Here is a 20,755-nt window from a genome sequence, read left to right on the forward strand (position 1 = left end):
TAATAAAGCTGATACAGGAATATTGCCCCTGAAATGAAACACCCGTTTACTTCCCTGCCAAACAAACCACATTTTGAGACCTTGGATGGATTAAGAGGGGTAGCGGCGATTGCAGTAGTGATCTTTCACTTCATGGAAATTGCCATACCTGATCCTGAGAAAAACTTCATTGCGCATGCTTACCTGGCAGTTGATTTTTTCTTCTGCTTATCAGGATTTGTGATTGCCTATGCCTATGACGATAAAATGGCTGCCATTGGCATTACCGGCTTTCTCAAGCGAAGACTGATCCGCCTGCATCCCCTCGTGATCATTGGTTCTATCCTCGGTTTATTGACCTTTTTGTTTGATCCGTTCAGCAATTTGCACCAAAGCTATGCAGATAAAACATGGCTGATCTTTATCTGTTCCTGCCTGATGATCCCTTTCGCGGTAGTGAAGGAAAGATATCTTAATCTTTTTCACCTCAATCCACCCACCTGGTCATTGTTCTGGGAGTACATCGCTAATATATTATACGCCATTTTGCTTCTGCGACTGCCGAAGAAACTGCTTTGGGTTTTAACGGTGCTGGCTGCCGGCGCCCTGGTGTATGAATCCTGGCGATCGGGCCATCTAAGCGTTGGATGGGGCGGTGATAATATCAAAGGAGGCGCCATCAGGGTTAGCTTCTCCTTCCTGGCGGGGATCCTGATCTATCGTTCACGGTGGATCATCCGGTCAAAGCTGGGTTTTATTGCCATCAGCCTGTTGCTGTTGCCGGCCTTCTTGTTTCCCTTTTCCAAAACATGGAGCTGGATCGCAGACCCGCTCGTGGTGATCTTGTATTTTCCCCTGATGGTGATGCTCGGCGCAGGCGCAATAACACAAAAAACGACCCATGCCATCTGCCGCGTTTCAGGAAAGATCTCCTACCCGCTTTATATGGTCCATTATCCATTTATCTGGATCTTTTTCAGCTATATAGAAAAGTACAAACCCGCTATCGGTACCGTGACATGGATCATTATCATTGGCACCGGCTTATTGTTGCTGGTAGCTTACCTGGTCATGAAATATATAGATGATCCTGTACGTAAGTGGTTGAGCAGATAAAACAAGGCGCCCTATGTAAGCAGCGCCCTGTTTATTTCTTTGCAATAAGTAGATGTAACCTTCTGCTCAGGCAAGCGCTGTTGAGTCACAACTGCTATGCGGAGGATCATATTTCCTGATCACTTTCGACATGTGGCTGGCATCCGTGAACCCAAGCTCAATGGCAATCTCCTTGGCCGTCTGCTCGGAATTTTCCAGCCGGCTTTTGGCCACATTCACCCTCGACCGCAGAATATATTCTTTCAGGCTCTCGCCCGTCTTCTTTTTAAAATATTCACCCACATATTTGGGCGAAAGATGAAATTCCCCGGCGATGGATTCGACCCTTAGTTTTTCATTATCGAACAGGTTGTATTGCACATATTGTATAATATCATTGGCCTGCCTGTCAAAATTTCTATTGCCATAGCGGAAGCTCTGCTCAAAATTGCGCATCACGATATTCAGCAAGGTGAACATATGCGCACGGATGATTGATTCGGACTGCTCACCTTTATTGACATATTCTCCATAAATACCCATGATGAGGTTTACCAGCATGGTCTTGTCAGACGAATTATTAATGATATCGCCCGGCTGGCGATTATAGCTGCTCAGGATATAATGCAGGTTCTGGAACCATTCCGTATAATCCATCATATGCAGCCTGTCTTTCCGAAAAAAAAGGGAATTAAAGCGGATAAAGATGAAGACCGTCGGATCCCCGATCGTAAAGCTGTGACAGTCGTAAGGAGGTAATAAGAATATATTTCCGGTCGTATAAGGGACCTTGTTTTGATTGATACATTGAAGGCCGCTGCCAGCCTCGATAAACACCAGTTCGAAGAAATTGTGTTTATGCGGCCGGCGGGTCCATACTGTTACTTCTTCGCGACTGACAAAAAACGGATTGGTGGAGTTTTCGATATGCATACGCACTTATTTTCGGTTTGAATCGGCAGTCAATGCCTGCCAAATTACCTAATCTTTTTCATTGATCCATCCGGTCATTACGCAATGGTCAATACGATTTTGCCTCTTGTACTGCCAGTTGCCTGCTGCTGATGCGCCATATCCATCTGGGAGAAATCATAGTGATTTACATAGGGACGCAGCGCCCCTTCGTTAAGCAAGGCGGCCAACCGCTCCATGTCTTTTCCGTTTGATTGAACCAGGTAAAAGAAAGCATCTATATTACGGGCGGCAGCCTGTTGTACAAGATCCGGCGCAATGGTGGTTGGAATGCTTATCAGTTTACCATTGGGTTTTAGTACTGCCAGCGAGCGGGGGATCAGTTCGCCGCCTACCGCATCCAGCACGAGATCAACATAGCTCACGACTTCCTCAAAGCGCTGGCTTTTATAGTCGATATGTTCGTTGGCGCCCAGCTCCATCAGGAAATCTTTATTGGCAGCAGAAGCGGTACCTATCACATAGGCGCCGGCCTGGCGGGCAAGCTGCACGGCAAAATGGCCTACGCCCCCGGCGGCAGCATGTATCAACACGCGCTGCCCTTGCTGCAAAGAAGCCTGCTGGAACAGGACCTGCCAGGCAGTAAGCGCTGCCAGGGTAGTGGCTGCAGCCTGCTGATGGGTGATCGTTGCCGGCTTCAGCGCCAGCTGCGCCGCAGGCGCTGCTAAATATTCTGCATAGGCTTTCCCATGACCCGGGAAATTGACCATGCCAAATACCTCGTCGCCGGTTTTGAAGCTGCTTACCGCCTTACCGGTTGCAGTAACTATCCCAGAGATGTCCCAACCCAGGATCAGCGGCCTTTCTTTGATGCGGCCAGATATCCCTTTGCCGGTTCTCGTTTTCACATCCACCGGGTTAATGCTGATAGCTACTACTTTCACCAGCACTTCATCGTCTTTGATGGACGGCACAGGAAGTTCCGTATGGATCAATTGATCAGTGCCGCCAAATTCATTTAGAATTATTGCTTTCATAATGTGTTTATTCATTGTTTGTTTACCCCACAAAAATCCTCCTTATGAAAGGCTTTTAACGGTAGAAATAATGGATAAATGAGTAAGAAAAGAGGTTTGCAGCAAATGTTCTATCTAATGACACCCATATCTGCATTATGGTTCTTGCTGCAAAACAATTTTAGCCCTGCCGGCAAATAAATTATCCTGTAACTTCAACCGAACGATCACTGAACATGAAAAAATCGCTATATACCTGCTTACTTTTTACTATTGTCATCAGCAGTTATTCAAGCTTAAATGCGCAGCCAACAGCGGCCAAGAAAAAGACATCGGGCAATCCCGTTTTTCCGGGCTGGTATGCCGATCCGGAAGGAGCTATTTTCAACAAGCAATACTGGATCTACCCTACTTATTCCGCGCCTTATAATCAACAGGTGTTCCTGGATGCATTTTCTTCCAAAGACCTCGTGCACTGGACAAAACACGAACGCATTGTTGATACGGCAGCCATTAAATGGGCAAAACGGGCCATGTGGGCGCCGGCCATTGTGCAGAAGGACGGCCGGTACTTTCTGTTTTTCTCTGCCAACGATATTCAGAACGAACAGCAACCCGGTGGCATTGGCGTGGCCGTTGCCGATAAGCCGGAAGGCCCGTTCAAAGATTATCTCGGCAAACCCTTACTCGATAAGATCGTAAACAAGGCGCAGCCGATCGATCAGTTTGTATTCCGCGATAAAGACGGGCAGTACTACATGATCTATGGCGGCTGGGGCCATTGCAATATCACCAAATTGAAGGACGATTTTACCGGCTTTATTCCGTTCGAAGATGGGAACAGTTTCCGCGAGATCACACCGAAAGGTTATGTGGAAGGACCGATCATGTTCATTCGCAATAACAAGTACTATTTTATGTGGAGTGAAGGCGGCTGGACGGGCCCCGACTACCGGGTAGCCTATGCGATCGGCGATTCGCCATTTGGCCCCTTTGAACGAATAGGCACCGTATTGCAACAGGATGCGGCCGTGGCAACAGGGGCAGGCCACCATTCGGTGCTTCAATTTCCGGGCAGTAATGATTGGTATATTGTTTACCACCGTCGACCCCTGGGCGAAACGGATGGCAACCACCGGGTGACCTGCATCGATAAAATGGAGTTTGATGAAAAGGGATTCATCAAACCGGTGAAAATAACCTTTGAAGGTGTATCGCCGAAAAAGCTAAAGTGATCGATGCTGTTAGTGACACCTTACACCTTACTCAGGATCTTCCGGTCGATATAAAAGGTGCCGAAAGGAATACAGCAGGCAAGTATCACTTTCCAGGTGATCTTTGTAAAGGCCCATTTTTGCTCAACGCCTACGCTCAATGTATTGAATATAAAAAGCACGAACAAGGCGCCATGAATGGGCCCAAGCAATTTTGTAAAAGCGGGATCGCCCGCTGCATATTTTAGCGGCACGGCTATAAATACCAGTAAGAGCAGGGAAATGCCTTCCAGGAATCCCAGTAAACGCAGGCGTCCTATTCTTGTTTTAAATAATGATTGCATAGACTATCTGATAAAAGGTCTGTTAGCAAATGGAGAGAAAGGCCAGGGAATGGCTATAAAGATCAGGATCAGGGCTAGCGAATACCATAAGAGCATGGTCCTGAACTTTTTCTTATCTGCCGGCTTTCTTTTCGTCAACGCCGATCCCACCGTGATAATAATGATCGCCACCAGCATCAGGCTACTGTGTATCGCGCCAAAGAACATATAGTCGGTATTTTCCATGGCACTATTTCCATGCTGATGAAAATATTGTATCAACGGACTTTGAAAGTACAAAACCATTCCTGCCATTAACTGTATATGCGCAATAGTAGCGGTCCAGTGACGCAGCGCATTATCGGCTTTGGTAAATTTTCTATTGAAAAAATATCCGCTATACGCTTTCCATACCGCAATGAGTAAACTGATCAGCACGAACCAGCGTACATACGAATGCAAATAAATAAGGAACTGATACATAACCAGGCTAACCCGCTTTAGTAGTTTTAAATAAAGACGGGACAAAGCTAATGCAAAAACATACTAACTAGTATGTTTATTGAGAAAAAAATTATTGCAGGGTGTGCAGGTAATCTTTCAGCTGCTTTAAATAGATGAGATAAACAGATCTGCTGTTGTTCAATTTACCCATATTTCGTATACCCCAGTAGCCCGACATAATGAAAACGGCCACCTGTTCGCTTTTTACATCTGCGCGAATGCGTCCGGCTTTTTTTCCTTTCCTGATGCAGTGGATAATCGCGTTCTTCCATTCCTGCGACAACTCGTTCAATACCCTGGTGAAATCACTATGCCAGGGCGCCATTTCCTGGGTGAAATTGGCTGCCGGGCACCCATACTCAACTTTCAGCAATTCATTCTTCATCAAAATAGCATACATCATATCATAAATGATCTTTACGGGATCGCCTTCGGTATGAAGGGGTTCAATGAAAGCAGCTGCAAAACCGGGTTTCAGCAATTCGTTGATAATGGCGATACCCATTTCATCTTTATTCCTGAAATGATAGTAAAATGCGCCTTTGGTGACCTGTGTGGTTGCCAGAATATCATCGATGCTCGTCGTTTGATAGCCTTTTACGTAGATCAGTTCAAAAGCCTTTTGTAAAATACCCATTCTTGTTGCCTCGGCTTTTTTCATAAATAGATACTAACCCGTATTTTTTAACAAAGTAAACCAGAACTGCTTATTTATACAAATGTTCCTGCCGCCCTCAGGGTGCTGCGGCAAAAAAGCGCCTTGCTCCTTCCCGCCCACTCTCTACCAGGGCCGTTATAGTTTCCTTTGGCAACCTGCGCACCCTGCCGGAAAGGTTCATATTGTTAATGGCAATGGTGCGGCGCAAACTGTTGGGATGTGTAACTTCGGGATTCGCCTTATCGATGAGGGTGTGGTACAATGCTTTTAAATAATCGCCCATCGTATAAATTTCAAAGGGGTAAACGCCCGGCCGTTGGGCATTGTACTGAATTTGTTCGGGCATTTCCATCAACAGCCCCAGGGTTTCACGATTTTCCATCCAGGCATTTGGCGGGGAACCATGTTCATGTATGTATTTGGTGGAATCAAATAAAGCGATCGGGTAATTGCTCAGCACACCACCATCTACCATTACATGTAATAATTTTCCTTCTTTTGGTCTCTTATAAACCCTGCCACTGTCATCCATCAGCACAGCCTGGTAGTACAGTGGAATAGATAAGGAAATCCGAACCGCATCACAGATGCGCATATGCGGGTAATTTTCATGCGAAAATACCCGCAGCATCTGGTAGGTAAGGTCCGTACCCGTTATATACAGGTCTTTATATCCCTTTTCAGCGCTTTGGGCATGCAGTTCACCAAAAGTAATATCACCGTTACCCGTTTTGGCAGCAAGCAGGTTCGCTATCCATTCTGCTATCTTCTCGCCTTTATACCAGCCGAATTGCTTGCGCAAACGCCTGATGCCACCAGCCAGCATCCAGCCGCCATCATTGAACTTTTTTAAAGGAATATTCGCCGTTAGCTCTATGATCTCCCCCGAGGTATAACCAACAGCCAGCAGCGCGCCCTGTATGGCGCCTACGGAAGTACCCCCTACCCGCTGAATGTCTTTCAGAATACCCATGCTGTCGAGCACCTGTAAAGCGCCGGCATAGGCAAAACCCTTCACACCCCCGCCTTCCATAACCAGGTTGCGGTAGCGCGGAGCCTGGGCATAACCCGTAGCAACGACAAGTAATGAAACAGAAAACAAGACAATCTTTTTCATCAGGGCGAAATGTTTGAGCTACAAGATACGTAAGCCGTTGATGAAAAGTTGGGGGTGTTTCAAGGTTTTAACATTGGCGCTGATCCCGCACCAGTGTAAATAAATCTCCCTAAATAACTGCCTTTACTCTACACTCCCCAACCAGAGCGGCCCATGGCCTGCGATAAATCAGCTGGCATAACTTCTGAAGTTTGTATCGTACACTAAACCTAAGGATATGAACTTACTGAGCACAAGGATCCACGGATACATCGACTATATTATGGGTACGCTGCTGATTGCAGCCCCCTGGATCTTTAATTTTGCCCGGGATGATGCAAGTACTTTTATTCCTCCCATCCTGGGCATCACCACGATCATCTACAGCCTCATGACAAGATACGAGTTAAGCCAGGCCCGCATGATACCCATGCGCCGGCATTTATTGCTGGATACGCTCGTGAGCCTTTTCCTGATAGCATCCCCCTGGCTCTTCGGCTTCAACGATTACATTTGGGAACCACATGTAATACTGGGATGTATCGGGCTGCTGATCGTGTTCATCTCGAAACGGGAACCTGGCGAAAGACGTACGCCGGGGGAAAGAAATATCAGTGGCGATAATAACATGCGGCGAACTGCGGTTCATTAACACGAAATGACAAGCCCCGGTTAAAAAAGACCGGGGCTCGTTATAATCTTTCTACAATAATTTCAATTCCACTTTTTTGCCGGTGGCCACCGCCTTGTAAATGGCATCAATGATCTTCAGATCACGCAGGCCTTCCTCACCGTCGACCGGAACGACCGCCTGTTTGCCATCCATAATGATAGCCGCCATCTCATCCATTTGTATCGTTTGATGCGTCATATGCGGTTGCGTCAATTCGCCTTTATTGGTTCGTCCCTTGATGGGGCCGTAGCCGGTAGCAGGTTGCAACTCGGCAAAGCCCTTGCTGCCATTCAGGAAAAAGCGGTCGAGATTGTTCATACTATAGGTAGACAAACAGGAAGCCACTGCCCCGCCGGGAAAACCCAGTTGGAACTGGATGGTCTCATCCACCCCCGGTTTGAACTTTTGCGGATCGGTCTTGGTCTCCTGCGCCGTTACCCAAACCGGTTCCTCGCCAACCATATAACGCGCACCATTAATGGAATAAATACCTATATCCATCAACGCACCGCCGCCGGCCAGTTCTTTTGTCAACCGCCACTGCCCGGGATCACCGATGGCAAAACCGCTCAATCCCTGGAAGAACAGGATCTTCCCCAATTCACCTTCTTTGCGCATGCGCACGATCTCCAGGGTCTTTGGCTCAAAATGCATTCTGTAGCCAACTAGTAATTTTACATTCGCTTTTTTACAGGCATCCACCATCTCCTGCCCTTCCTTTGCATTCAGGGCCATTGGCTTTTCACAAATAACATGTTTTCCCGCTTTGGCTGCCCTGATCGCATGCTCGCGGTGCAGGGCATTGGGTGTTATCACATACACGGCATCTATATCGGGGTTGTCTTTTATGCGATCGAAATTTTCGTAATTATAACAATTCTTTGCGGGAATATTGTATTTCGACTGCCAACTGGTGATCTTGGCGGGTGTACCGCTAACCACCCCGGTTAAGCGCGCCCGTTTGCAGTCCTTCATCGCCTCTGCCACCCGGGTACCATAACTTCCCAAGCCCATGATAGCTACCCGCAGCGGCGGCCCATCCTGTACCAGTGATCCGGTTTGTTCAATACTTGCTAATGTTTCAACAGACAAAAGAGGAAATGCAGCCACCGAAGCGGCCAGTTTTTGCAGAAAGTTTCGACGGGAATTCATAATTGCCAATTTTGATTAAATTTAAATAACAATTAGTTACTGGCAAGCCAGGGCACCGTTCATTTAACCCGGCGTGAAGCTATGCCATACCTGAAAGCCATTAACCTGCCGGGATCTTTTAAAAGCTGATGATCATTTACCATTGAGCGCGGTTTTGGATCGTTCGTGCGGGCGGCATTTTCCGCTCATCCCTGAAATGCTCCTTTTTCATCAACTATGTCGAACGGCTATTCCCTTCGGTCACAGCAAGAATTGTTCCGCCATCCAAATCTCCCCCACTACCGCTGTTATACTTTAACTAGAAAAGCATATATAGAATCAGTACCATTGAGCTATGAACCGCTGCTTTTTGCTGGTATTGCTGGTACTTGCATCCACTACAACCGCCATGAGTAAACCCGCCGATACAACGGTTGTAAAAAGATCCTATTATACCCAACATCTGCAAGGCGCCATTACACTAGATGGTATTCCCAATGAAGAAAGCTGGAATGCCGTTCCCTGGACCGGAGACTTTACACAATGGAAACCCAATGAAGGTAAAGCGCCGGCCCAGCCCACCCGGTTCAAAATATTGTATGATGAAAAATTTCTTTACGTAGCTTATCATTGTATAGATCAATACCCCGATTCAATTATAAAACGCATGGAACGCCGCGACCAGTTCCCGGGTGATTGGGTGGAAATAAATATCGACAGCTACCACGACCTGCGCACGGCTTTCTCGTTCACCCTATCGGTCTCGGGCGTACGCGGTGATGAATTTGTATCAAACAACGGCGACAACTGGGATGTTAACTGGAACCCCATCTGGTTTGCCAGGACCCATATCGATGAAACCGGCTGGACAGCCGAAGTAAAGATCCCGTTCAGCCAGCTCCGTTATGGCAATGAAGTTGATAAGACCTGGGGCATCCAGGTTACCCGCCGGATTTTCCGCAGAGATGAAATGTCATGCTGGCAATATATTCCCCAGAACTCCGGCGTTTGGGTGAGCCGGTTTGGGGAATTAAAAGGATTGAAGAATATTCCCCTGCACCGCCAGGTTGAAATAGCGCCCTATGTAACCATTCAGGCCGATAAATACAAAAAGGTAAATGGCAACCCTTTTGCCAAAGGCTTTGATACCAAATTGACCGGCGGTCTCGATGGCAAGTTCGCCGTTACCAATGATCTTATTCTCGATTTTACCGTAAACCCCGATTTCGGCCAGGTAGAAGCCGATCCCTCGCAGGTACGCATCGATGGCTTCCAGAATTTCTTTGAAGAGCGCCGCCCTTTCTTTATGGAAAGCCGCAATATTTTTGACTACCAGCTAACCGGCTCGGTAGCCGGCGGCGACTATGATTCAGACCTGCTTTTTTATTCGCGGCGCATCGGCAGCGCACCCCATGCCTCCCCCACCTTAAACAGTCATGAATACCTGAAAATGCCTTTGAACAATACCATCCTGGGCGCGGCCAAGTTCAGCGGCAAGACCCGGAAAGGCTGGAGCATAGGCATTTTGGAAAGCATTACCGAAAGGGAAATGGCCACGATCGATAACAATGGTGAAAAAAGAGAGGAACTGGTGGAACCGCTTACCAGTTATTTTGTAGGGCGATTGCAGAAAGACATCAATGGCGGCAAAACCATTATCGGCGGCATCTTTACGGCCGTTAACCGCGGCAATGGATTGGATAACCTTTTGCATCGCAATGCTTATTCCGGGGGCATTGACTTTTTTCATACCTGGAAGAACCGCATCTGGTATATTCGCGGAAATGCGATCATCAGCCAGGTACAGGGAACTAAAACCGCCATACTCAATACCCAAAGAGCTTTTGAACACCTGTTCCAAAGAACAAATGCCGGTGAAGTATCGATTGACACCAACCGCACGGCCCTCACCGGAACCGGTGGCACTTTCCGGTTTGGTAAAAACGGCGGCAGATCGGGCCGGCTGGGCCAGGTGTTTAAATTCGAGACCGGGGTTACCCTGCGTTCGCCGGAACTGGAATTGAATGATATCGGCTTTATGCTAACCGCCAATGAGATCAATCATTTTGCTTGGGCCGGATATCATTTTCAGAAATCGTTCCTCTTCTTCCGCAATGCGTTTTTAAATTATAACCATTGGTCGAGGTGGGATTATAGCGGTAAGTTCATTTACCAGGCATTTAACTTCAATACCAGCGCTACTTTTCAAAACAACTGGCAGGTAGGAACGGGATCTACCTGGAACCCTTTTGAAATTTCGAACAATGCGTTGCGCGGTTCATCAGCCATGCGCCGGCCAGCCGGCATCTCCCATAATTTCTGGACGACCAGCGATTACCGTAAGAAAGTATATGTGAACCTCAACATGGATAATTTCTGGGGATTTCAGAATACCATTAAAAATAACGATATCGAGCTCACCGTCTATTATCAACCCATCGACGCCATGCGGATCAGTCTGGCCGCGAATTATATCTATAACTGGCGGCGGCAGGATCAGTTCGTAAGCAATGTATCTTATGGCAATACCATCCGGACAATCGTAGGCGAAGTAAAGCAACACACTTTACGTTTTACGGGCCGGCTGAGCTATAATATAACGCCCGATCTCACGCTGCAATATTATGGACAACCATATATTACGCGTCCGCTCTACGATCATTTTGCATATGTAAAGGCCCCGATGGCCAGGGAATATAATGACCGCTTTCATGGCTTTACCAATGGGGAGGTCACGGAGATGAATGGACGGTACCAGGTGGATGAGCAAAAGGATGGGATCGTTGATTATAGTTTCAGTAAACCGGATTTCAATTTTGTACAGTTCCGGTCGAACTTTGTGATGCGCTGGGAATATAAACCGGGCTCTGAGTTATACCTGGTATGGTCGCAAAGCAATACACCTGATGCCTCGGCCGATCTGTACAATGATGTAGCCATTCCGAAAAGTTTATTCCGGAACGCATTTGACAACCAGGCGGCCAGGAACATCTTTCTGGTCAAGTGGACCTACCGTTTTCTTAAATAGATTTCTGATTTCGGGATTTCTGATTTAGAGATTTCTGATTTCGGGATTTTGAGATTTCTGATTTCAGGATTTGGGAGTAAATCGAGAAATCACGAAATCAAAAATCAGAAATTGTTTACCACAGGCGTTCATCTGCCGAAGGTCCGTAGATCGAAGGAACCGCAATATCATTCAGTCGCATGTATACGGTCAGTTGTCCGCGGTGATGCACCCAATGATTCAGGGTTGATCCGATCTGGCCGAGTTTAGGAGCAGTATACAGGACCTGTCCGCTCCTTTTCAAAGAAAAAGGTTGCTGCAGGGCTTCGTCCGACACATTGGCCAATGCGTTTTTGGCGCCTTCTATGTTCTCATCAAATCGCTTTACCAGGTCAGCCGCCGTAGCCGGTTTGAACAATTGACCGGTGGCCAGGTCAATGTCTGGTTCTTCGATCATGGTCCTGATCCAGTTGGGCATCTCCGCCACCAGGATGCTCAGGTAGCCCAGTTCCATTGATTTTTCGTGAGGTTTATAATGATACAGTTCAACCGGTATGCGCTCGAGGCATTTGCGGGTAGCCGTTACTTCTGCTTCCAGCTCTTTGAGGTAGGTTTTGCCAAAACTTGTTTGATTCATGGTTCTGTAATTAATGGTTTGGTATAGAGATAAACTGACATCTAATTTACCTATAAACCGGGAAAAGTTATTAAGTTATTTAGCTCCCAGGTGTAACCTGAACTAAACAACTTAATAACTAATTAACTAAGGAACTATGAACTTTAGACTTTGAACTATGAACTGTGAACTTTGAACTTAAAATGCAACAACAGCCTGTTGACTATATATCCGGTCTTCTTTTAACTTCCTTCTTTTATGATAGAAAACATAAGAAGCGGTGGCCAGCGCCAAAGGCAATGACATAAACATCCAGTCGGGTTTACCAATGGCCAAGATGGAAAAAGTGGCGCCTATAAGATCGAAGAACAAACCGGCATAGGCCCATTCTTTAATACGGGGAAAACCAGGTACCAGGATGGCGATCACGCCTAATAATTTAGCTACCCCAATAAAGGGTACAAAAAATTTCGGGTAGCCCAGCTCCACATGCATGCCCTGAATAGCAACGGGATGACTCATGATATCTGGAATAGCAGAACCCAGCATCAGGAAAGCGAACAATCCGGTAAACACCCAGTAGAAAATGTTGGTCTTTTTCATAAAAAACAGTTTAATAGATTTGATAATTGTTTTTGTTTTTATTTGACGGGCCAGTGATCCTGCTTGTATTTACCGGCCCCGTTTGTTGAAACAAAAATAAATGCAATCATCAGGTTCAACGGGGTGTGTTACGGACAATCATGGGGTGTTTTGCGACACGAACAGTTACCGGTTACCGGGTATCCGTTACCAACTTTGAATTTCGATCACTCTGCAACTAACCGGGTTCTCCCAATTTTTTGCCCGGTGACTGGAAACCGGTAACCGGTAACAACACAAAAAAACGGATCGCCCTTTACAGAACGATCCGCTTCTCATTACTGATTATATCTTATTAGTACAACAATCTCACCTTAATAGTATCCTTCACTTCTTTCAACAACTGCACCGCTGTATTCGAGATCTTACGATCGAGGTCAAGCACTACATACCCGATCTCATCATTTGTTTTGAGGTACTGGCCCAGGATATTGATCTTGTTATTCGACAAAGTGGTATTGATCGCAGACAGCACCCCCGGCACATTGCGGTGCACATGTAAAATACGATGCGTACCTTCCTGGGGCGGCAGGCTTAACGGTGGCACGGTATGCGAACCAATGCTCACACCCATTTCAAGATACTGGAACAGCTTATTACTCACATCTTCACCAATGTTCTGTTGCGCTTCTTCTGTTGAACCGCCAATATGCGGGGTAAGAATAACGTTTTGCAAGCCCTGTAATGGGGTAGTGAATTTGTCGCCATTCTTTTCAGGTTCCCAGGGATATACGTCTATGGCAGCACCGCTTATTTGTCCTTCCTGTAATGCCTTTGCCAGCGCTTCCAGGTCAACAACTTCGCCACGGGCGTAATTTATGAGAATAGAACCTTTCTTGAAGTTCTTGATCACGTTCTTATTGATCAGGTTTTTAGTGCTGGCCGTTTCAGGCACATGCAGCGTAATGATATCAGCCTGGCTTACCAGGTCTTTCAATGATTTCTTTGCCACGGCATTGCCTAAAGGCAGCTTGGTGACCGTATCGTAAAAGATCACGTGCATGCCCAGCGCTTCGGCCAATACGCTTACCTGTGTACCAATATTACCATAACCAATTATGCCCAGCGTTTTACCACGCAGCTCATAACTGCCTTTGGCATCTTTTAACCATACCCCTTCATGCGCCGCTTTGTTCTTGTCAACAATGCGTCGGATCAACAAAATAGACAGGCCAATTACCAGCTCTGCTACCGAACGGGTATTGGAATACGGCGCATTGAACACCGCAACACCCTGTTGTTTAGCATATTTAAGATCAACCTGGTTTACACCAATACAAAAACAGCCAATAGCCTGCAGTTTCTTAGCAGCATCCAGTACACGCGGCGTTATTTGCGTTTTGGATCGGATACCCAGCAAATGCACGTCTTTCACTTCCCTGATCAGGTCTTCTTCACTTAACGCCCCCGTTATTTTCTTAACGGATGTGTAGCCATTGTCTTTAAAGAATTTTACAGCCGTGTCACTGATGTTCTCAAGTAGAAGAATATTTATCTTTTCCTTGGGATAACTCGTAATTTGTTTGTCGGTCATAATGAATCCTACTGCTTTTACGTTATTTACGGTACCTTAGTTAAAAGATTGCAAATATAGTTCATAGTTGCAGAAAGTTAGGCATGAAAAATGCATACATGGGCCTGTAACTGATCGGTTTTACATATTTTCGCAAATTACGGTAACCCAAAATTAGATTGTCCTGGTGAAAAACATAGTCAGGTTATTGCTTATACTACTGGCATTGGAGAGTTGTGCGCGCGTCAACAATAAGAAAGTGACCTCTGGCCCAATGAACGCAGGCGATACTGCATCTTTACCTGCTGCCGTTCCGTTAACGCCCGAGGAGATCAGCTACTACAAACGAATGGTTGATAGCCATCTTGATTCCACCCTCGGCAGAACCCGGTTCAATGGCAGTGTGCTGGTGGCCAAGAACGGACAGATCGTATTTGAAGAATATACCGGCTTTGTTGATCCCCGCACGAAGAAAGACTCCATCACGCCTTCCACTCCCTTTCACCTGGCTTCTGTTTCAAAGACCTTTACCGGCATGGCCACCTTGCGGTTATGGGAAGAAGGCAAACTGAATATTGAAGATCCCGTTTCAAAATACCTGGCAGGTTTCCCGCTGGAAGGCGTTACCATCCGCACATTGCTGAATCATCGCAGCGGTATTCCCAAATACGATCATTACATGGGTGAAATGGGTTGGGATAAACGCAAGATGATCTCCAACCAGGATGTATTGGATTTCCTTATCGCCAACTACAAGAAAATACCTATCGCACAGCCGAACCGCGGCTTCAGTTATAGCAATACCAATTATGCGCTGCTGGCGCTTATTGTTGAAAAAGTAAGTGGTTTGCCTTTCAAAGATTATTTGAAAAAGACCTTTTTCGATCCGCTGGGCATGAAAGACACTTACGTATTCACCCTGGCCGATTCTGCCCGCTATATGCCTTCCTTCTACTACAGCAACCGCGAATACCGCTTTGAATTTCTCGATGCCGTGTATGGCGACAAAAACGTTTACAGTACGGTGCGCGACCTCTTGAAATGGCACCAGGCCCTGCAAAAGGAGAACTACTTCAAAAAAGCCACCCTCGACCAGGCTTATGCAGGCTATAGCTTTGAAAAGCCCGGCACCCATAATTACGGACTGGGCTGGCGGATGTACCTGTTGAAGAATGGCAAAAGGCTTATTTACCATAATGGCTGGTGGCATGGCAACCGCACTTCCTTTTACCGGATGGTGGATGAAGATGCCGTGATCATTGCCCTTTGTAACAATGATTGCCGCTACGTGTACAAGGTGAAGGAACTGGCCGATATCTTTGGCGATTATATGCAGCAACATCACCGCTACGCCGACGATGAGCCTACCCAGGTGGCCCGGGCCGAAAGACCTAAACGTTCATCAAAATCACCCGCAAAAAAGAAAAGCAGCACCCGCCGCTCAACTGCCAGAAAGTAATTAAATTTCCGGATGCAAATTTTTGCTACCGAACAAATTAGAGCCTGGGACGAATACACCATCCGCCATGAACCAATAGCATCTGTTGACCTCATGGAGCGTGCTGCCACGGCCTGTTACGAATGGCTGATGCAGCACCATTATAAAGGCCGGTCATTCTCCATTTTCTGCGGAAAAGGCAATAATGGCGGCGACGGCCTCGTGATCGCCCGGCTGCTCGCCCAGAGCAATCATGCCGTAAGCGTTTATATCCTCGAATTTGGCCACAAAGGCACCGTTGATTTCCAGATCAACCTGGCCCGATTGCACGATACCACCGCCGTTATCCGTTTCATTTCATCAGAAGAAACTTTGTATCCCGTTCCCGCAGAAGACCTGGTGATCGATGCCTTGCTGGGCTCCGGCATCAACCGGCCAACTGATGGACTCACCGCCCACCTGATCGAACATATAAATAACAGTGGTAATGAAATCATTGCCATTGATATACCTAGTGGACTGTTCGTAGACCACAGCAGCCGGAATAATATTGTCGTTAAGGCGCGGCACACCCTTAGCTTTCAATGCTTTAAACCGGCATTCCTGATGCCGGAAAATGCTGCCGCCGTCGGGCAGCTGCATATCCTGGATATTGGCCTCCACCCCGCTTTTTTAAGCACCCAGCATGCTCCCTTTGAGCTGGTCGATCAGCCAATGGTCAGCCGCCTGCTGCAACCTCGCCAGGCTTTTGCGCACAAAGGCGACTTTGGCCATGCCGCCCTGGTGAGCGGCAGCTATGGCATGATGGGCGCCGCCGTATTATGCGCCCGGGCCTGTTTGCGCAGCGGCGTAGGCAAACTCACCTGCCATATACCGGCCACTGGTTACATTATTATGCAGGTATCGGTGCCGGAAGCCATGTGCAAAACCGCTGAAAACGAAGCGCCCGTTCAGGAAATGGACAAGTACGACACCATCGGGATCGGGCCCGGCCTAGGCACGGATGCCAGGAACGTCGCACTTTTATATTCGCTTTTTGCGCAGAACCGCCGGCCCATGGTCATCGATGCCGATGCTTTGAATACCATTGGCCGCGAAAAAGACCTGCTGAACAAGATCCCGGCCGGTTCCATACTTACACCCCACCCCAAAGAGTTTGAACGGTTATTCGGCAAAACCGACAACGATTATGACCGCATTCAGCTGGCCCTGCAAAAAGCTGCTACCTATAATGTATACCTGGTGCTGAAAGGCCGGTATACGTTTATTGCTTCGCCTGATGGCAAGGGCTATTTTAACAGCTCAGGCAATCCGGGTATGGCCACCGGCGGAACCGGCGATGTGCTTACCGGCATACTGACCGGACTGCTGGCGCAGCGTTATGCACCCCTGCATGCGGCTATTATAGGCGTTTATCTGCATGGCCATGCGGGCGACCTGGCCGCCGCCTATAGCTCCCAGCCTTCTCTCATCGCTTCTGACCTCATCGATTTCCTGGGACAGGCGTTTCAGTCAATGTGATAATGTGATAATGTGATAATGAAATACAGGTTTGCGTTAAGCGTTCCGGCCTTATCTTGCGGTATGCATAACAGTGATCTTTTTCACAAACTGGATAACCCGGCCTGGTGGGCCCTGAACAGCAGGCAGCAATCCTTTTCGATCGGCGATAAAGGCGTTAAAAGATACCAACGGCGCATTTTACCTTTTACCGCCCTTGAGAAGGCAAGAACAGAAAACCTTATTACACTGGCTGAGTGGCTTGAACCCGGCGAAATATTTTACCTGATCGGCGAGCTGCCACCGCTGCCGCGCGGCATTCAGTTGCTGAAAGAATTACCCTGCGCCCAAATGATCCTGCAAAAACCTTTACCGGATATTGAAATGATTGTGAACATATCGAAGCTGAGCGCCATTCATAAAGAAGAAATGTTCCGCCTCATTAACAAAGTACAACCGGGGTATTATGAACCGGAGACTTACCAGCTGGGGAATTATGCTGGCATCTGGCAAAATGATCAGCTGGTAGCAATAGCTGGTGAACGCATGCGACTGGAACAGTTAACGGAAATAAGCGCTATTTGTACGGATCCTGCCTTTACAGGCCGGGGGTATGCGCAACAATTGATCGTTCATTTATGTAAGACCAATCTTGAACAGGGCAACACCCCTTTCCTGCACGTCTTGCAAACCAATGAACGCGCCATTCGATTATATGAATACCTGGGATTTGTTACGAGAAGGGTTATTTCTTTTTGGCAATTACACTTCACAGTTTAAAGTTCAAAGTACAGTTCAAAGTTCTTAGTTGATGAGTTATTCAGTTATTGAGTGATTATTAGGTAATAATTTGATGAAGGATAAAGTTTGAGCGCAGCGAACTGCGAACTGCCAATTGCAAACTGCCCATTAGCACATCAGCACATCAGCACATTAGCACATTAGCAAATTGCCATTGCCCATTCACCTGCCTTCCCATTAGCACATTAGCACATTAGCAAATTGCGCTACTGCAGCTTCTCCGTCTCCTGCTCCATGAACCTGCGGAACTTATCGCGTAAGGACTGATACCAGGCGATCATTTGTTTGGCTTCTTCGGAAATGGTGGAACCGCCGCCTTTTTCGCCACCAGTGGCTGTAATGACCATGGGACTGTCCATGATCTCATTCAGCCGGCTCACGATCTCCCAGGCCTTTTTATACGACATACCCATTTTGCGGGCGGCCTGGTTAATGGAGCCTGTTTCCTGGATCAGCTGCAGCAACTCTACCGGGCCCGGACCAAAAAACCGGGTTCCCTTACCTTCTACCCAGATACTGCCATTTACCCGGAAATCGCCCTTCTTTAACAGGTCGCGCATTTGTTTTTTCATGCTGCAATAATAAATAATTCGAAAGACAGTCAAAACCACCCCATCGCGCGGCCAAACGTATTTTTACGAAGGCCCTGATTAAAACAACAATCCGCGCTGGTTAAAATAGCATCCTGCACATTACCATGCCTGGTACAATTAATAATATTTTGGCAATTATTCACAGGAATCCCATCGCACACAAACCAACATCAATATGAAGTCCATTTGTACGGCCCTATTTGTATGCCTTTCTACCCTATCCTTTGCCCAGGTGCAACCTGAGTTTGAGTTTCAGTTAGGGAACACCATCACAAAAATTAAATGGATGCAGCAAACCAATACCGGCTCGCTGGTAGCTGCAACCGATCTTAGTCTGGCAGGGATCGATCCTAAAACGAAAAAGATCACCTGGGAGATCAAAGAGCTTGGAAGCGCCGAAGAGAACAAATTCGAGAACATTGCCGGCACCCCCTATTTTATGATTGAAACGGCCAAATCGCTCGGCCTGGGAAAACCACAAACCAGTATCATTGAAGCGGAAACCGGAAAGATCGTCTTTAACAGCACAGAAGCAGAAATGAAGATCTCCGGTAAAAGACCTTTATACCGGATGGGCGCATTGCTTATTGAAGGCACCCGGAACAAGCGCAGCTTTATCGCCCTGCTCGATTTCTCCACCGGAAAAGAAAGATGGTCAAAAGACGTAGGCGCTGCTAAAACAGGGCTGAAAGCGCTTTTAAATACAAGAAGCATTTTTACCGTACCTCCAATGGTTGATAAGAACGGTAACCTGGTGATCGTAGATAAAGAAACCGTCGTTTGTTTGAACGGCAATGACGGCAGCGAAGTATGGAAAAAAGAATTCAAAGAGAAGATCGAAGACGCCCTGCTCACCTATGACCAATCGAGTGTATTTGTTTCATATGAGAACCGCATCGACCTGCTGAAGACCGACAATGGCACCAGCGCTTATGGCGAAAAACTGTTAAAGCTGAATGGAAAATGTAACGGTCTGGCCCCTTACGATGAAAAAAGCTATATCCTGAAACATTCAGAAGGCGTGAACATCATCGATGCGGAGACCGGTCAGCTGCGCTGGAAAAAAGAAAGCGGCCTCGACAACATCAATGATATCCGCTTAACCGCCCACGGTATCCTGGCCATTAACAATACAGAAAAAGAAACCAAATTTTACCTGATCAATCATGAAGGTAAAAAAGTATGGAAGTTTGAATTGAGCAGCCCCGCCGTTATCATTGAACCTACCGAAAAAGGCATCCTGTATTTTACTGAATCAAGGGCTAACCTGGTAGAATATGAAAAAGGAAAAGAGCTGTGGAAAAGAGATATCAAGATCCGCAAACGCCCGGCTTTTGGTTTTGACAATGAAAAGAACCGGCTGCTGGTGTATTCAGACGACAAACTGAATTCATTCAGCCTGGCAGATGGCACTATGACCGTATTAACAGAAGCTCTTCCCTTAAAGGATTACGATGAAGACCGCGAACTGGCCACCATCGAGACCAGAAGGAACGGTTATTTCATCAGCTCCTTACAAAATACTGCCATGGTTGATTTCGAAGGCAAAGTAGTCTTCAACCACAACTACCGAGAAGCGGGATTGAGCAAAGGCGTACGCGCCCTGATGAAAGGTGCAGCCATTGCCGCCACTGCCTATTCGGGTATGAAAACGGTGCAGTCTGTACGCTTCCGCAACCAGGTAGACGCCAATGGCAAACCGATTGCCAACCATATCGAAGGATATGTAGATGAAAGCACTTCAACCTATAAATCAGCAGCCGCTTCAGGCGCCGGCGCCGATGCCTTGTTCGCTATGGCGCGGGAACGCCACAACGCTACCAGGGCAACCAAAGATGCCATTTATATTCTGACCAAATTTGAAGACAGCGGCATCAATGGACTGGTAAAAGTTGATAAAGATTCGGGTAAGGACCTGGTTAAAATTCCATTCGGCGATAAAGACCCCGCTTATATTGTTGATGAAGCGGAGAACAAACTGTATGTAGTTATAAAAGACAAATTTGTACAGGGTTACAACCTGAACGTAAGCAAATAAGCATTA

Annotated in this window: 19 protein-coding genes; 8 read left to right on the forward strand and 11 right to left on the reverse strand. The window is 47.0% G+C overall.

Annotated features, from left to right (window positions below; genetic code table 11):
* The first annotated feature begins 33 nt into the window (after positions 1-33).
* Positions 34-1,095 carry an acyltransferase family protein gene (locus tag JT717_RS16205; RefSeq protein ID WP_205511537.1) on the forward strand — a complete coding sequence of 354 codons (1,062 nt, stop codon included), beginning with the start codon at positions 34-36 and terminating at the stop codon, positions 1,093-1,095.
* A gap of 66 nt (positions 1,096-1,161) precedes the next feature.
* Here JT717_RS16205 and JT717_RS16210 read toward each other — a convergent pair whose 3' ends face one another.
* A complete protein-coding gene (locus JT717_RS16210; protein WP_205511538.1) occupies positions 1,162-2,007 on the reverse strand; it encodes an AraC family transcriptional regulator in 846 nt (281 codons plus the stop codon).
* A 77-nt stretch (positions 2,008-2,084) separates the two neighbouring features.
* Positions 2,085-3,023, reverse strand: a complete 939-nt coding sequence (locus JT717_RS16215) for an NADP-dependent oxidoreductase (protein ID WP_205511539.1) — start codon at positions 3,021-3,023, stop codon at positions 2,085-2,087.
* Positions 3,024-3,238: 215 nt separating this feature from the next.
* On the opposite strand from JT717_RS16215, the gene JT717_RS16220 reads away from it, so the two are divergent.
* Entirely contained in the window at positions 3,239-4,237 is a 999-nt protein-coding gene (locus JT717_RS16220) for a glycoside hydrolase family 43 protein (protein WP_205511540.1), read from the forward strand.
* A gap of 20 nt (positions 4,238-4,257) precedes the next feature.
* Here JT717_RS16220 and JT717_RS16225 read toward each other — a convergent pair whose 3' ends face one another.
* The 4 genes from JT717_RS16225 to JT717_RS16240 form a co-directional block, all read right to left on the reverse strand.
* The gene (locus tag JT717_RS16225; protein ID WP_205511541.1) at positions 4,258-4,560 is read right to left on the reverse strand and encodes a DUF3817 domain-containing protein; all 303 of its coding nucleotides are present in this window, start codon (positions 4,558-4,560) and stop codon (positions 4,258-4,260) included.
* A 3-nt stretch (positions 4,561-4,563) separates the two neighbouring features.
* The gene (locus JT717_RS16230; protein WP_205511542.1) at positions 4,564-5,022 is read right to left on the reverse strand and encodes a hypothetical protein; all 459 of its coding nucleotides are present in this window, start codon (positions 5,020-5,022) and stop codon (positions 4,564-4,566) included.
* A gap of 91 nt (positions 5,023-5,113) precedes the next feature.
* On the reverse strand, positions 5,114-5,704 hold the full coding sequence (locus JT717_RS16235; RefSeq protein ID WP_205511543.1) for a TetR family transcriptional regulator: 591 nt from the start codon (positions 5,702-5,704) through the stop codon (positions 5,114-5,116).
* A gap of 73 nt (positions 5,705-5,777) precedes the next feature.
* Positions 5,778-6,818, reverse strand: a complete 1,041-nt coding sequence (locus JT717_RS16240; RefSeq protein ID WP_205511544.1) for a patatin-like phospholipase family protein — start codon at positions 6,816-6,818, stop codon at positions 5,778-5,780.
* 217 nt (positions 6,819-7,035) lie between these two features.
* Here JT717_RS16240 and JT717_RS16245 point away from each other — a divergent pair, with 217 nt between their 5' ends.
* Positions 7,036-7,449: an SPW repeat domain-containing protein gene (locus tag JT717_RS16245; protein WP_205511545.1), complete on the forward strand. Its 414-nt coding sequence runs from the start codon at positions 7,036-7,038 to the stop codon at positions 7,447-7,449.
* Between the two features lie 51 nt (positions 7,450-7,500).
* Here the strand turns inward: JT717_RS16245 and JT717_RS16250 are convergent, their stop codons facing one another.
* Positions 7,501-8,622 (reverse strand): Gfo/Idh/MocA family protein, encoded by a 1,122-nt coding sequence (locus tag JT717_RS16250; RefSeq protein ID WP_205511546.1) that lies wholly within the window; start codon positions 8,620-8,622, stop codon positions 7,501-7,503.
* Between the two features lie 334 nt (positions 8,623-8,956).
* On the opposite strand from JT717_RS16250, the gene JT717_RS16255 reads away from it, so the two are divergent.
* A complete protein-coding gene (locus JT717_RS16255) occupies positions 8,957-11,629 on the forward strand; it encodes a DUF5916 domain-containing protein (protein WP_205511547.1) in 2,673 nt (890 codons plus the stop codon).
* Positions 11,630-11,744: 115 nt separating this feature from the next.
* Here the strand turns inward: JT717_RS16255 and JT717_RS16260 are convergent, their stop codons facing one another.
* From JT717_RS16260 to serA, 3 genes are all read right to left on the reverse strand, one after another.
* Positions 11,745-12,245: a DinB family protein gene (locus tag JT717_RS16260; RefSeq protein ID WP_205511548.1), complete on the reverse strand. Its 501-nt coding sequence runs from the start codon at positions 12,243-12,245 to the stop codon at positions 11,745-11,747.
* A 177-nt stretch (positions 12,246-12,422) separates the two neighbouring features.
* The gene (locus JT717_RS16265; RefSeq protein ID WP_205511549.1) at positions 12,423-12,827 is read right to left on the reverse strand and encodes a DoxX family protein; all 405 of its coding nucleotides are present in this window, start codon (positions 12,825-12,827) and stop codon (positions 12,423-12,425) included.
* Positions 12,828-13,161: 334 nt separating this feature from the next.
* On the reverse strand, positions 13,162-14,400 hold the full coding sequence (gene serA / locus JT717_RS16270) for a phosphoglycerate dehydrogenase (protein ID WP_205511550.1): 1,239 nt from the start codon (positions 14,398-14,400) through the stop codon (positions 13,162-13,164).
* A 166-nt stretch (positions 14,401-14,566) separates the two neighbouring features.
* On the opposite strand from serA, the gene JT717_RS16275 reads away from it, so the two are divergent.
* From JT717_RS16275 to JT717_RS16285, 3 genes are read left to right on the forward strand one after another with little or no spacing between them, the layout of a single operon-like run.
* Positions 14,567-15,838, forward strand: coding sequence for a serine hydrolase domain-containing protein (locus JT717_RS16275; RefSeq protein ID WP_205511551.1), 1,272 nt, complete (start codon positions 14,567-14,569; stop codon positions 15,836-15,838).
* 12 nt (positions 15,839-15,850) lie between these two features.
* Positions 15,851-17,338, forward strand: coding sequence for an NAD(P)H-hydrate dehydratase (locus JT717_RS16280; protein ID WP_205511552.1), 1,488 nt, complete (start codon positions 15,851-15,853; stop codon positions 17,336-17,338).
* A gap of 18 nt (positions 17,339-17,356) precedes the next feature.
* The gene (locus tag JT717_RS16285; protein ID WP_205511553.1) at positions 17,357-18,097 is read left to right on the forward strand and encodes a GNAT family N-acetyltransferase; all 741 of its coding nucleotides are present in this window, start codon (positions 17,357-17,359) and stop codon (positions 18,095-18,097) included.
* Between the two features lie 227 nt (positions 18,098-18,324).
* Here the strand turns inward: JT717_RS16285 and JT717_RS16290 are convergent, their stop codons facing one another.
* Complete coding sequence (locus JT717_RS16290; RefSeq protein ID WP_240348150.1) at positions 18,325-18,690, reverse strand: winged helix-turn-helix domain-containing protein; 366 nt, start codon at positions 18,688-18,690, stop codon at positions 18,325-18,327.
* Between the two features lie 196 nt (positions 18,691-18,886).
* Between JT717_RS16290 and JT717_RS16295 the strand changes: the two genes are divergently transcribed.
* On the forward strand, positions 18,887-20,749 hold the full coding sequence (locus tag JT717_RS16295) for an outer membrane protein assembly factor BamB family protein (protein WP_205511554.1): 1,863 nt from the start codon (positions 18,887-18,889) through the stop codon (positions 20,747-20,749).
* Positions 20,750-20,755: the final 6 nt, after the last annotated feature.

The sequence above is a fragment of the Longitalea arenae genome, assembly GCF_016924755.1.
Taxonomy (GTDB): domain Bacteria; phylum Bacteroidota; class Bacteroidia; order Chitinophagales; family Chitinophagaceae; genus Niastella; species Niastella arenae.

Excerpts from the sequence above, each read along its gene's own strand:
- JT717_RS16205 (WP_205511537.1), top strand. The coding sequence starts at position 34 with ATGAAACACCCGTTTACTTCCCTGCCAAACAAACCACATTTTGAGACC.
- JT717_RS16210 (WP_205511538.1), bottom strand. The coding sequence starts at position 2,007 with ATGCATATCGAAAACTCCACCAATCCGTTTTTTGTCAGTCGCGAAGAA.
- JT717_RS16215 (WP_205511539.1), bottom strand. The coding sequence starts at position 3,023 with ATGAAAGCAATAATTCTAAATGAATTTGGCGGCACTGATCAATTGATC.
- JT717_RS16220 (WP_205511540.1), top strand. The coding sequence starts at position 3,239 with ATGAAAAAATCGCTATATACCTGCTTACTTTTTACTATTGTCATCAGC.
- JT717_RS16225 (WP_205511541.1), bottom strand. The coding sequence starts at position 4,560 with ATGCAATCATTATTTAAAACAAGAATAGGACGCCTGCGTTTACTGGGA.
- JT717_RS16230 (WP_205511542.1), bottom strand. The coding sequence starts at position 5,022 with ATGTATCAGTTCCTTATTTATTTGCATTCGTATGTACGCTGGTTCGTG.
- JT717_RS16235 (WP_205511543.1), bottom strand. The coding sequence starts at position 5,704 with ATGAAAAAAGCCGAGGCAACAAGAATGGGTATTTTACAAAAGGCTTTT.
- JT717_RS16240 (WP_205511544.1), bottom strand. The coding sequence starts at position 6,818 with ATGAAAAAGATTGTCTTGTTTTCTGTTTCATTACTTGTCGTTGCTACG.
- JT717_RS16245 (WP_205511545.1), top strand. The coding sequence starts at position 7,036 with ATGAACTTACTGAGCACAAGGATCCACGGATACATCGACTATATTATG.
- JT717_RS16250 (WP_205511546.1), bottom strand. The coding sequence starts at position 8,622 with ATGAATTCCCGTCGAAACTTTCTGCAAAAACTGGCCGCTTCGGTGGCT.
- JT717_RS16255 (WP_205511547.1), top strand. The coding sequence starts at position 8,957 with ATGAACCGCTGCTTTTTGCTGGTATTGCTGGTACTTGCATCCACTACA.
- JT717_RS16260 (WP_205511548.1), bottom strand. The coding sequence starts at position 12,245 with ATGAATCAAACAAGTTTTGGCAAAACCTACCTCAAAGAGCTGGAAGCA.
- JT717_RS16265 (WP_205511549.1), bottom strand. The coding sequence starts at position 12,827 with ATGAAAAAGACCAACATTTTCTACTGGGTGTTTACCGGATTGTTCGCT.
- serA (WP_205511550.1), bottom strand. The coding sequence starts at position 14,400 with ATGACCGACAAACAAATTACGAGTTATCCCAAGGAAAAGATAAATATT.
- JT717_RS16280 (WP_205511552.1), top strand. The coding sequence starts at position 15,851 with ATGCAAATTTTTGCTACCGAACAAATTAGAGCCTGGGACGAATACACC.
- JT717_RS16285 (WP_205511553.1), top strand. The coding sequence starts at position 17,357 with ATGAAATACAGGTTTGCGTTAAGCGTTCCGGCCTTATCTTGCGGTATG.
- JT717_RS16290 (WP_240348150.1), bottom strand. The coding sequence starts at position 18,690 with ATGAAAAAACAAATGCGCGACCTGTTAAAGAAGGGCGATTTCCGGGTA.
- JT717_RS16295 (WP_205511554.1), top strand. The coding sequence starts at position 18,887 with ATGAAGTCCATTTGTACGGCCCTATTTGTATGCCTTTCTACCCTATCC.